Origin of the sequence: Psychrobacter sp. AOP31-B2-9 (genome assembly GCF_052378005.1) — a bacterium.
Taxonomy (GTDB): domain Bacteria; phylum Pseudomonadota; class Gammaproteobacteria; order Pseudomonadales; family Moraxellaceae; genus Psychrobacter.
On sequence record NZ_JBQSXG010000027.1, the window covers coordinates 18,686 to 30,834 of the forward strand.

At 41.0% G+C, this 12,149-nt stretch carries 9 protein-coding genes and 1 pseudogene; 7 read left to right on the top strand and 3 right to left on the bottom strand.

Features of this window, described 5'->3' with window-relative positions; translation table 11 throughout:
• Window positions 1-147: 147 nt before the first annotated feature.
• The 6 genes from rlmKL to ACT3SX_RS05085 all read left to right on the top strand — a co-directional run bounded on the left by rlmKL (window position 148) and on the right by ACT3SX_RS05085 (window position 7,277).
• On the top strand, window positions 148-2,445 hold the full coding sequence (rlmKL, locus tag ACT3SX_RS05060) for a bifunctional 23S rRNA (guanine(2069)-N(7))-methyltransferase RlmK/23S rRNA (guanine(2445)-N(2))-methyltransferase RlmL (protein ID WP_192519011.1): 2,298 nt from the start codon (window positions 148-150) through the stop codon (window positions 2,443-2,445).
• Between the two features lie 249 nt (window positions 2,446-2,694).
• Window positions 2,695-3,270, top strand: coding sequence for a TerD family protein (locus tag ACT3SX_RS05065; RefSeq protein ID WP_192519010.1), 576 nt, complete (start codon window positions 2,695-2,697; stop codon window positions 3,268-3,270).
• A gap of 351 nt (window positions 3,271-3,621) precedes the next feature.
• A complete protein-coding gene (locus tag ACT3SX_RS05070) occupies window positions 3,622-4,689 on the top strand; it encodes a DUF475 domain-containing protein (protein WP_192991985.1) in 1,068 nt (355 codons plus the stop codon).
• 390 nt (window positions 4,690-5,079) lie between these two features.
• Window positions 5,080-5,655, top strand: a complete 576-nt coding sequence (locus ACT3SX_RS05075; RefSeq protein WP_192519008.1) for a TerD family protein — start codon at window positions 5,080-5,082, stop codon at window positions 5,653-5,655.
• 201 nt (window positions 5,656-5,856) lie between these two features.
• The gene (locus tag ACT3SX_RS05080; protein ID WP_192519007.1) at window positions 5,857-6,609 is read left to right on the top strand and encodes a TIGR00266 family protein; all 753 of its coding nucleotides are present in this window, start codon (window positions 5,857-5,859) and stop codon (window positions 6,607-6,609) included.
• Between the two features lie 56 nt (window positions 6,610-6,665).
• Window positions 6,666-7,277 (top strand): TerD family protein, encoded by a 612-nt coding sequence (locus ACT3SX_RS05085; protein ID WP_192519006.1) that lies wholly within the window; start codon window positions 6,666-6,668, stop codon window positions 7,275-7,277.
• Between the two features lie 124 nt (window positions 7,278-7,401).
• Here ACT3SX_RS05085 and ACT3SX_RS05090 read toward each other — a convergent pair.
• A pseudogene (locus tag ACT3SX_RS05090) lies at window positions 7,402-8,658 on the bottom strand (TerD family protein).
• A 333-nt stretch (window positions 8,659-8,991) separates the two neighbouring features.
• Between ACT3SX_RS05090 and ACT3SX_RS05095 the strand changes: the two are divergent.
• Window positions 8,992-10,143, top strand: a complete 1,152-nt coding sequence (locus ACT3SX_RS05095) for an ATP-grasp domain-containing protein (RefSeq protein ID WP_192519004.1) — start codon at window positions 8,992-8,994, stop codon at window positions 10,141-10,143.
• A gap of 122 nt (window positions 10,144-10,265) precedes the next feature.
• Here ACT3SX_RS05095 and ACT3SX_RS05100 read toward each other — a convergent pair whose 3' ends face one another.
• Window positions 10,266-11,006: an MHYT domain-containing protein gene (locus tag ACT3SX_RS05100; RefSeq protein ID WP_192519003.1), complete on the bottom strand. Its 741-nt coding sequence runs from the start codon at window positions 11,004-11,006 to the stop codon at window positions 10,266-10,268.
• A gap of 120 nt (window positions 11,007-11,126) precedes the next feature.
• Window positions 11,127-11,885 carry a hypothetical protein gene (locus tag ACT3SX_RS05105; RefSeq protein ID WP_192991984.1) on the bottom strand — a complete coding sequence of 253 codons (759 nt, stop codon included), beginning with the start codon at window positions 11,883-11,885 and terminating at the stop codon, window positions 11,127-11,129.
• Window positions 11,886-12,149 lie beyond the last annotated feature (264 nt).

The following is a 12,149-nucleotide window of genomic DNA, read 5'->3' on the forward strand; positions in this document are numbered from 1 at the left end:
TTTAGTCCATTTATAGTTTAACGTTCAGACTGAGAACGCGACCTAGACAGCTTTTAAACTAAATTTATGGAAATATGGTAAAATTGCCGGTTAAACATCTCATTTTATGATGTGCATTACTTATCAATTTAGCCCACAGGTATCCGTATGACCGAAACAACCGCGCCCTCGACTTTAGCAACAGCTTCACAAGAGTTGTCGCTTAACCTTATCATTACTTGTGCCGATGGGCTTGAGGCACCGCTACAGACCGAACTGACCAGTTTTGGTATTACCAGTGAGATCAAAAGCACAGGCCGTTTGGCGGTTACGGGTACTTTGCGCGACCTATATACCATTTGTCTTTGGTCACGAGTCGCCTCTCGTGTGTTGATGCTGATTAAACGTAAAAACATCAATGCCGAATACGATGTGGCTGAGCAGATTTATGGTTTGGCAAAATCAGTCAATTGGACTGAGCAATTCGACTTAGAGCAAACCTTTGCCATTCGTCTATCGGTCGATAAACGCGTGGCCGTCAGCCAGCAGTTTGCTATGCTGCGTATCAAAGATGCGATTGCCGATACCTTCAATGAAGTTTATGACAGCCGTCCTAATGTCGATAGCAAAAACCCAGATTTCTCTATTTTTGCAACGGTGAATGACAAGCAAGCTGAGCTGTATTTGGATTTATCAGGTACCAGCTTGCATCGCCGTGGTTACCGTGTGGCGATGACCGAAGCACCATTGAAAGAAAACTTAGCAGCTGCCCTGCTCTATAGTTCTGGTTGGCATAAGAAAAACGATGCTGGCAACGCGCCTTTTTATAATGCTTTAATTGACCCTATGTGTGGCTCTGGTACATTCCTTATCGAAGCGCTACTGATGCATTGCGATTATGCCGTGGGTATCGATAAAGCAGCCAATCAATTTGGTTTTTATCAATGGCAGCATCATGATGAGGTGTTATGGCAGCAAATGATTGACGATGCACAGACACGTTTTGCCGAAGGCTTAGCCATTGCCTCTGAACAGCCAGATACTTTGCCACTTATCTTAGGGTTTGATGCCGATAGCGGTGCGGTAATCGCTACCGAAAAGAACTTAATTGCAGCAGGCTTACATGATTTAATGCCATTGATTGATCTTGAGGTACGTGCCCTTGATCAGCTCAATGACACCTTGCGACCTATGGTCAATGACGGTCGGTTAAGCAATCCTTTGATCATCACTAACCCGCCTTACGGTGAGCGTTTGGGTGATGAAGATATGATTAAACCCTTGTATCAAGCGATTGGGCTTATTTTGCAAGACAGCTTTGCAGGGAGTGGCATTGACCCAATGCTTGGTATCTTGGCGGCTAACGTTGAGCAAGTCGATACATTACCGATTAGAGAGCCTAAGACACTACGCTGTCACAATGGTGCTATTACGGTTTATTTCCGTTATGGCACCTTGATTGCAGGGCAAACAGGCAACCTTGTCAGTCGTTTTGAAAAGCGTGAAATTGAGGTAGAAGACGGTCAAGACTTTATTAACCGCTTGCAAAAAAACCTTGCCAAGCTCAAAAAACTGGCCAAAAAAGACAATGTCAGTAATATTCGTGCTTATGATGCAGACTTGCCTGATTTTAAGGTTGCTATCGACTTATATGGGGAATATGTACATGTACAAGAATATGCACCGCCGAAAACCATTCCACCTGAAACAGCTAAAAAACGCTTTAACCTAGCATTGATGGGTATTCGCGAAGTATTGAACATTAACCGTGAACAGGTTTTTATCAAAACCCGTGCCCGCCAGTCAGGCAATGATCAATATAGCAAGCAAAACACAACTGAAAAGCGTGGCAAGTTCCATGTCGCTCGCGAAGATGGTGCTTATTTCTATGTCAATTTTACTGACTATCTAGATACGGGACTATTCATCGATCACCGTAACATGCGCGCGCGTATTAAAAGCAACAGTCACGGCAAATCTGTACTGAACTTATTTGCCTATACCTGTACAGCCAGTGCCCATGCGGCATTGGCAGGCGCCAAAAAGGTCACCAGTGTCGATTTGTCACAGAACTATCTGGATTGGGGTAAGCAGAACTTTGTACTTAATGGTTTAGACGTCAGTCGCAACAAATACCAATTCGTCGCTGCTGATATTTTTGAATGGATTAAAGACAATACTGAACAGTTCGATATTATTTTTATCGATCCACCGACCTTTTCGAACTCTAAAAAGTTTCAGGGTACATTCGATGTGCAGCGTGACCATGCCGCCCTCATTAACCGTGCAATGAACCGATTAACTTCTGATGGTGTCTTATATTTCTCAAATAACTTTACTCGCTTTGAGCTTGATGAGCAATTGACCGAGCGCTACGACATCGTTAATATCACGCCAAAGACCATTGGCTTTGACTTTAATATCAAGAAACCAATTCATCAAAGCTTTGAGATTCGCCATCGCTAAACGATATCAGTGAACACTTAAAAAATCTGCTAACCCAGTATTTTATATAAAACATAATAATGACCTAATCATCTTTGATTGGGTCATTTTTTGTTGTTATGATAGGGCGTTATTAAGCAATAGTTTTGCGGCGATGGTTAATTGATAATGTTGATCACACTATCGATTTTGCTCGCTTAGCTTTACTCAATCGCATGGCTACTGCTTTGATATTGCACTTCTCCCTACTCTAATAACAAGGATAATCTCATGGCTTTATCACTTAATAAAGGCGGTAACTTATCGCTAACCAAAACTGACCCAAATTTAACCAAGCTACTCATTGGTCTAGGTTGGGATGAGCGCGCAACTTCTGGTGCTGAGTTTGATCTGGATGCCAGCGTATTCTTACTGAGTGGTGCTGGTAAAGTACGCGGTGATCATGACTTTATCTTTTATAATCAATTAAAATCTGACAACGGTGCTGTTGAACATACTGGTGATAATCGTACTGGTGAAGGTGATGGCGATGATGAAGTCATTAAAGTCAATCTGACTCAAGTACCTGCCGATATCGATAAAATTGTAGTGACAGTGACTATTCATGACGCTGCGGCTCGTAGTCAAAACTTCGGTCAAGTCGCTAACGCTTTTATTCGTGTCGTTAATGAAGAGACAGGTACCGAAGTGGTTCGTTTTGACTTGGCAGAAGATTACTCTGTTGAGACTGCCATGGTGTTCGGCGAAGTGTATCGTCATAATGGTGAGTGGAAATTCCGCGCTGTTGGTCAAGGCTACTCAGGCGGCTTACAAGCGATGTGTCAGCAGTATGGTGTAGATATTTAATCGCTTTTATATCGTAACTTGTAATATGCATAAACGCTTATATCAGATAACCACTCAATATAGGGTGACATCACTAGGCTCTGAGTAGAACGTGCTTAGCGATGCACCCTATCACTTATAATAAACAATTTTTCACTATTAAATTTTACTGACATCACTGTATATTCTCTATGCTCATCACTGGTTGCAAATAGTTGCAAAATAGTTGTAGTTTTAGATGGTAAAACAATCAGTAATACTATATGTTTCATTTAAATTTATGCATAAAAAGTGGCTAACAATAACCTCTTTTTCATAGGCTATGCCTATAGCAGACCGACTTTAGCTTTACGTAACCAGACAGGATATGTCATGAGACATTTTTATTTAGACTTCATTTTCACAGCTATCGCTTTGATGATAGCTGCGTGGTGGGGATATTCACATGATGGTATGGGTGGCATGATAACCACCTTATCTATTACTGCCATTTTGGCCGTTATGGAGATTTCATTATCGTTTGATAATGCGGTGGTCAACGCTTCAGTCCTCAAAGGCTGGGACGAATTTTGGAAAAAGATCTTCTTAACCGTTGGTATTTTAGTCGCAGTATTCGGTATGCGCCTAGTATTCCCTATTGTCATCGTTGCGGTTACCGCTGATCTTGGCATGATGGAAGTCGTCAATCTAGCTCTGTACCAACCAGAAGAATACTCAGCCAGGCTAATGGCGCATCATGCTGAAATCTCAGCATTTGGTGGTATTTTCTTACTGTTGGTTTTCTTAAACTTCATCTTTGATGAAAAAGAAGTCCATTGGTTTGATTGGTTAGAGAGCCGTTTGGCTAAGCTTGGCAAAGTCGATGCCATGAGCGTATTTGTCGCTCTCATCGTCTTGATGATTGCCGTATCGTGGGCCAGTACTGAGCAGTCAGGTGCTGTATTGATTGCGGGTGTCTGGGGTATCTTGGTTTATCTTGGCGTACAGGTTGTCTCTGGCATGCTAGAAGGTGACCTTGAAGAAGACCTAGAAAACGAAGAAAATGGTTCAGGTGCAGCAGCGACTAGCGCTATTATGAAAGGCGGTATCATCGGCTTCTTATACTTAGAAGTCCTCGATGCTTCATTCAGTTTTGATGGTGTTATTGGTGCATTTGCCATTACCAACGACGTTATTGTCATCATGCTAGGTCTTGCCATTGGTGCGATGTTTGTACGTTCTATGACTATCTTCTTGGTAGATAAAGGCACGCTTGACGAGTTTGTTTATCTTGAGCATGGCGCGCATTATGCGATTGGTGCATTAGCGATTATCATGCTGTTGTCGGTGAAATTCCACGTGCCAGAAGTCATTACTGGTCTTATCGGTATTGCCTTTATTGGTTGGGCGTTTGTTGCGTCACTTAACTACCGTAAGCAAGAAGCGAAGTCTATCAATTGATGCGCTTTTGATATTAAAAAACTAAGCCAGTCAATAAATCAAAAAAAGGTTGTGTCAATATATTTGACACAGCCTTTCTTATATCAAGCCATCATTTCGATTCTGATATCTGTGTTCATTATTAGACAATTTACTTTTGATAACAATACCTTAACCACTGTTGTCGTAGTTGTAAAAAAGTATCAGAGACACTCGGTTATTATGCTGCTTAGTAAGCATATAGTAAGCGCACAAAATACGGCTTGCTTACTAAGCAATCGCTTAGTATAGTAAAACGTAATGATATATAGAGCTTATACAGGCATAGCTTGTTTACACTTACATATCGACCACTGTACCATTTTCAGTTCGTTTTCTTATCATTCAATTATTAATAAATAGGATATTTATATGGCTATTAGCTTAACAAAAGGCGGCAACGTAAACTTATCAAAAGAAGCCCCTGGTTTAACCAATATTACTGTCGGCTTGGGCTGGGACCCACGTGCCACTGACGGTCAAGAATTCGATCTAGATGCTATTGGCTTTTTGGTCAACGAAGCAGGGAAAGTTCGTAACGATCAAGATTTTATCTTCTTCAATAACCTAAAGTCAGATAATGGTGCCGTAGAGCATACTGGCGATAACCGTACTGGTGAAGGTGATGGCGATGATGAAAAAATCAAAATCAATCTTGCTAATATCCCAGCCGATGTCAGCAAAGTAGCGGTTTGCGCAATCATCTATGAAGGTCAAGCTCGTAACCAAAACTTTGGTCAAGTTGGCGATGCTTACATCCGTGTTGTAAATGACAATGGTCAGTCTGAAATTGCACGTTATGACCTATCAGAAGACGGTAGCACTGAAACAGCGATGATTTTTGGTGAGCTATATCGTCACAACGGCGATTGGAAATTCCGCGCCGTGGGTCAAGGCTTTAGCGGTGGTCTTGGGCCATTAGCCTCTTCTTATGGCGTAAACGTATAAACCTAGTGTTGACGTAATCGCTTAGCAAGATAGATATTTCAATTAAATATTTGATTGAGATAAAAACAAGCCATCAAGTGTGCCATTTTAAAGCATTTGATGGCTTTAGTTTTAATTGGCTCGCTAAAACTAAAAACCAAACATTCTAAAAATCAGACTCTAAGAGCACGTTTTAAAAATCAGAATAAGGATGGGTAACTCATGGCCGCAACGTTCAGCTTAATCGGTACCATCGAACCTTTTTTGCATTGCAACCTCAAAAAAGGCGATTCGATTTATTGTGAAGCCAATGCAATGGTAATGATGGAATCAAACCTTGAGCTAAAAGGTAAGTTGCAAGGCGGATTGATGCAGTCACTTATGCGCCGTTTTGCCAATGATGAATCGTTATTTCAACAACAAATCGAAGCGGTAAATGGTGAAGGCGATTGTTTACTCGCGCCTACGCTTGATGGTGATATGCAAATCATTGATTGTGGTGCTCAGCAATATACGCTTAGTGATGGTGCGTTTGTGGCTGCACAAACTGGCGTCGATATCAGAGCCAACATTCAGCGTAACCTTGGTGGTGCGGTGTTTGGTGATACTGGGGGCTTTATGGTCATGCAGACACAGGGCCAAGGTCAAGTCGTGGTATCGGGTTTCGGTTCATTATTTGAGATTGAGGTGACGCCCGATAAAGACGTCATTATTGATAACGGACACGTCGTTTGCTGGGACTCAAATCTAGATTATAAGTTATCGGTCTCTACCAGTAAGAAAAAAGGGTTTATGAGCAATATCATCAATTCAGTCACCAGTGGTGAAGGCATGGTTTTGAACTTCTCTGGTACTGGTAAAGTTATTATTTGCTCTCGAAATCGTGACAGCTACCAAGGTTGGTTACAAAGTGTATTAGGCAGTAGCTCAGGTGGACGTGGTGGCGGTGGTGGGTTTTTAGATAACATCTTATAGCATCTCTTAGCACTATTTTAAACGGTTTTACTCACAACTATTATAAGGATACGAACATGGCAGTTAGCTTACAAAAAGGTCAGAAGATCTCCCTTAGTAAAGAAGCAGGTGGCGATCTCACACAGGTAAAATTAGGTTTGGGCTGGGATGTCGCACAAAGCTCTCAAGGTCAAAAAGGTGGATTCTTAGGCAAATTATTCGGTGGCGCCAGTGGCGGTGGTGACTCTATCGACTTAGATGCCTCATGCATTATGTTCGATGCTAATAAACAAGCAGTTGATGCCATTTGGTTCAGTCAACTTAAATCAAAAGATGGCAGCATCGTACACACTGGCGATAACCGTACTGGTGATGGCGATGGTGATGATGAAGTCATCAATGTAGATTTATCGAGAGTCCCTGCAAGTGTTACCTCTTTAGTCTTTACCGTTAATAGCTTTACTGGTCAGACATTTGAGACAGTAGAAAATGCGTTTTGCCGTATCGTCAATGCCAATAACAATCAAGAAGTGGCTCGCTATAACTTATCAGCGCAAGGCGGTCACACGGCGATGGTTATGGCAAAAGTGTATCGCCATAACAATGAATGGAAAATGCATGCTATCGGTGAAATAGCCTCTGGTCGTACCTTCCATGATTTAATGCCTGCTATCACACCGCATGCTTAATTGGTTTCAATAACTCTTTTAACGTTACAACGTTACAACGTTACTATAAAAAATTGGCCCTTCTATAAATAGAAGGGCCAATTTTTTTATCAAGTAAGACTATTAACTGGAGCTATAAATACGGTTACTTACTACCACGCTTCCAGCTAAAGCCCCAATTAAACGCTTTATCCATCTCTTGATGACCTTTATAGTATTGGTTGATACGCTCAACATTGATACTGCCTTGTTGATTGACCAAACGAGCAATAGCACACATCGGTAGATTGCCTGCACCTTCGGTTAAGCGTGTTTCAATCGGTGGCTGCTCTGGTACGGCAATCGTCACCACGCCATCGGTTTGTGCCCAATTGGGTGCACCTTCGTAGATAAAAGCAAAGATAAATACTTCTTCGATTTGTGACCACTGTTGGCCATTAATATCAAGCCACTCACCACCACTCACCTGCCCTGTTCTGTCATCAGCACGCAAGCAAACATATGGTGCTGACTGCAAACTGCCGAAACGATTGCCTAATGCTTGGATCAGTGTTTTTTCACCATTTTTCAAGTGAATCATCGCACCAATATCTAGATCAATACCACCCGCTTTATGCTGTTTAAATAAATCTCCCAGCAGACCTTTTTTGGGTGCATGCTGATTAGTTTCTGGGCGTTGGTTCCAGTTTAGGTTGACTGATATTTTACCAAAATCGTCGCGCTTTTTCAGATTGATGCTGGATTGGTTTTTGGTTAAAGTTACTTTACTTAAATTGACTGAAGGACTGGCCGGAATCGGTGGCGGCGTACTTGTCTGAGGTGCACTACGTGCTTTTTGCGTATCAATTGGACGCTGGGTATTGATAGGTTGAGACTGGCTTTAATCCTGACTCTGAGGTGGTGTTTCATCAGCAATCTCAACACCGAAGTGTTCTGATAGTGGCTTCAACCCACCATTAAATCCTTGCGCAATAAATCTAAATTTCCAATTACCCTGCCTACGGTAACACTCCGCTAAAATAATCGCTTTTTCATCACGTCCATTAGCACTCAGTTGACAAGTCATCAATACTTGACTACCTTTTAGCACCTGAATATCGACATCACCCACTTGTGCAAGCGTTTGCGCACTAGAAAACGCGAGTGCTATTTTTTCAATACTGGCAGGCTGCGCTGGTAAGTTAATATCAAAAAACCCATCACTATCGTGACCACGAAAACTGACACTGCCATCATCACTACGTGTTTGCCCATAAAATATCATATCGCCATCGCCGCGTACTTTACCCTCCGTGGTCAAGCGATAAGCCGCACAATCAATTGCATTTTGGCTCAGAATACGGATGCTAATATTGTCTGTCGGTAATGGTGCATTGGCACCTGCAATTAAAGCTTGACTCATCATACGTCCTTTAAGTTGTTTATTATGTCGATATGTTCATGACGCTAAGAGGCATCGTGGTTATCCTCATATAGTAGCATGAATGTCATTATCCATATGAGCCAAGATATTCATTCAGCAACAGTGCAAAAGCTATCCCAAAAAACTTTAGTGCTATTTTATTAACTACATTTATAACAATGGGTATGTGTATATAATAACTGTTAATGTCAGCAATGTTTGCAACCTAAAATTGAGCTATTTTTCACGCCTGCTTACATTCCCAATACTGTTAAGATAACAATATCACATCATCCAATTACATCTAAAACCTACGATACTGCTGAGAGAATTATGAATAATCTTGCTAACGATAGCTACCCTATAACATCAACTGCTGCTTGGCTAGCCGAAGGTCAATCAAGTCAGCGTGATATGTTAGCCAGTTTGCAGTCATTAAAGGCGCAATCTCATACACCATTCAATATTATTGCCTCACATCGTGATAATAGAGCTGAGATTTTTGAGTTTGCTGATAATATCTATTTTGAGCCTTACGCCATCACTGCAAGTGATAATGAGCAAACAGCGCCTGAACCTACTACACCACTGATGTCACGCTGGCAGTTCGTCTTAGAGCAAGCAAAAAAAGACAAAGTAAAAGTATTACTGACTGGACGTAATGGGGTTGATTATGAAGCCCATCGTGAGATATTTGAAGCTGCAGGTATTCGTTTATTAACCGGCGCAACCAGCGTTTCATCTTTAGAGTCAATTGATGATAAATTTGCCTTTATGCAACAGTGTCATCAGCATGATATTCCAGTCGCAGAGGCTTGGCGTTTTGACAACGTCAACGAGCTTGAGTCCTTACTTGCCAAACATGGTCATCAACCTTTATGCGTCAAACCAGTGACTGGTATTTTTGCGCAAGGATTTTGGAGATTAGATTCAGGTAAAGAAACGATAAATCAATATGATAGCTTTGAGCATTTATACTTTACTGAACAAAAAAAAATCAGCACTACACAATTTCTAAACGCCTATAAGAACAGCTCAATGGTACATGATCGCCCCATTCCTATGCTATTGATGCCTTACTTATCAGGACAAGAATACTCTATCGATGTCGTGTGCGAATATGGCGAAGTACTGGCTGCAGTCACTCGCTACAAAACTGGGAAGGTCCAGCATATTGGCTACGAAAAATCTGTTATGGATGTGGTCATTCCGCTCATTAAAGCGTTTAACTGTGATGGTATCGTCAGTGTGCAGACCAAAGCTGATGACGAAGGTAAGCACCGTGTATTGGAAATTAACAGTCGTCCATCGGGTGGTATAGGTTATACGACTCATTGTGGTATAGACTTAACCCAAGTCGGCTTTGCTTATTGGTTAGGCCTAACAAGCAAGCCTAAACTGTCTGACATCATCCAACAGATAAAGCCCTGCCAAGTACGCTCTATCATGACGAGTGTCAAGATAGAAGAAGCCATCATTGATTAGAGTATATATACGACTGGCTTTTATTCAAAAACAGTACGGCATAAAAAAGGTTTTTAGAATTAAATTCTAAAAACCTTTTTTGTTATAAGCGACTTAATAAACAGAACAGTCATGGCTGAGTGTTATTCACCAAATACTAGATTCTCTTTTTTAGGTGCATTTTTAGAGGCTAAAATCCATAGTAATCCCAATACAACTACTGAACCGATAAAGATAATCATTGATGAAGAAGTAGGATGAACATATGAATGACTCATAGGCATCATATTACCTGTCATCTGCATATCCATAGCTGCCACACCAACATAGTGCATACCACAAACCGCTAGCCCCATCAAAAACGCACTACCAAAGCGTTGTAATGTGCCTCGTAGATTAAACGCTAACCATAACGCAGTTATCGCTGCAACGATTGCAATTGCAATTGAAACCATTAGGAGTGGCATGTTATATGACATGGTTGCATCCATTTGCATTGAAGCCATACCTGTGTAGTGCATTGCCGCAATACCAAGTCCAGTAATGACTCCACCGCCAATCAACTTGGCCATATTAGGCTCTCCGCGACCAACGATAACAATACCAACCGCAACAAATAAAACGGCAAGTAACATTGAGATAATAGTCAAGCTTAAATCATAAGTGACCGGCATCTTCATATCAACGGCCATCATACCAATATAATGCATCGACCAAATGGCACCACCGAGCGCGATTGAAGACAATGCGACCCAAAAGTATAGATCGTTTCCTGGCTTAGCAGATGGCACGCGGATGGCAAGGTTTAAGCCAACATAAGAACCAAGTACTGCAATAACATATGAGATAAACACCAAAAGCAGGTTATATTCAACTTCTATCATTTTCTTCGCCCTCTATATTTAACAAAACTGAGCTTAAGCAACACTGGTTTGGATGAACCAAGATACTTTATGCATTTATTACTATTATTCATAGGCATTAAACTGTCTATGCATGATTTTTTACCAAATGGTAAATTCACAAATATTGGTACTACCAGCCCCACAACTTGTCTCTCTGACCTGAGCATCTTTTACCGCAGGATTACTTGCTAAGAAGCCTTCTATATAACCAACAACAAAATGACAGCCTGAATGGTTGCTATCTGACAACTTGCAGAATGGGCATTTAATTAACGAAATTACATCGTTTTTAGCTTTCACCTTAGAAAATTCTTTTAAGGCTGGTACAAGTTCACGACTAATGGTTGCTGATAGTTTTAATGGACTACCAAGAGAGTAGTCACGTTGATAAATACCGCCACCCACCTTGCGTCCTAACTCATACAATGCTTGATCGCGAATGTCATTTGGTACGACATTCTCATATCGTCTAACCACATCTACTATGTCTGGATACTGAGCACCAATAGATGTTAAAGCATTTTTTTCATCCAAGCTTTGTTTCATTGGTGGTGCTGATGAGACGGCATCTACTGCACTTGCACCTGCACCTGCACCTGCACCTGCACCTGCACTGTCATCTTCATCTATTTCTAACTGAAAAAGGCTACAGCCTTCGATAGAAGACAAATCATTGATTAAATCCTCTTGTGTCTTTGACTCTCTGCTTTTGGCAACAACATGAATAATATTGCCGCCATTTTCTGAAGACTCTTGCTTTTGGGATAAGAGTTGATAACCTGCTTTGATAAGCGGTGAGATAACATTGACTAAACGAATACGCTCAGAAGATGTTTCCAATGAACAAGAAAATTTCAAAGATCACTCCTTTTCTAAAAATATCGCCAAACTTTTTAACACCAAGCTGTTTAGCTAGACTCAATGACTTATCTAAATTGTTTTATGATATTCATCCAAAACATAACTCTTTTGTAGTGCAGTGACTATAGCTATTAATATCGCTAAAATAGAAAATAACTTAAAGAATGCTATTTAATAACACCTATCTTTAACGATCGTTCAGTCCAAATCTAAAAATTAAATACTTTTTAGAAGGAAATAAGCATTATTATTACTTAATAG

What these genes read in the sequence shown, in the direction of transcription:
- rlmKL (WP_192519011.1), top strand. Translation starts at nt 148, where the DNA reads ATGACCGAAACAACCGCGCCCTCGACTTTAGCAACAGCTTCACAAGAG.
- ACT3SX_RS05065 (WP_192519010.1), top strand. Translation starts at nt 2,695, where the DNA reads ATGGCTTTATCACTTAATAAAGGCGGTAACTTATCGCTAACCAAAACT.
- ACT3SX_RS05070 (WP_192991985.1), top strand. Translation starts at nt 3,622, where the DNA reads ATGAGACATTTTTATTTAGACTTCATTTTCACAGCTATCGCTTTGATG.
- ACT3SX_RS05075 (WP_192519008.1), top strand. Translation starts at nt 5,080, where the DNA reads ATGGCTATTAGCTTAACAAAAGGCGGCAACGTAAACTTATCAAAAGAA.
- ACT3SX_RS05080 (WP_192519007.1), top strand. Translation starts at nt 5,857, where the DNA reads ATGGCCGCAACGTTCAGCTTAATCGGTACCATCGAACCTTTTTTGCAT.
- ACT3SX_RS05085 (WP_192519006.1), top strand. Translation starts at nt 6,666, where the DNA reads ATGGCAGTTAGCTTACAAAAAGGTCAGAAGATCTCCCTTAGTAAAGAA.
- ACT3SX_RS05095 (WP_192519004.1), top strand. Translation starts at nt 8,992, where the DNA reads ATGAATAATCTTGCTAACGATAGCTACCCTATAACATCAACTGCTGCT.
- ACT3SX_RS05100 (WP_192519003.1), bottom strand. Translation starts at nt 11,006, where the DNA reads ATGATAGAAGTTGAATATAACCTGCTTTTGGTGTTTATCTCATATGTT.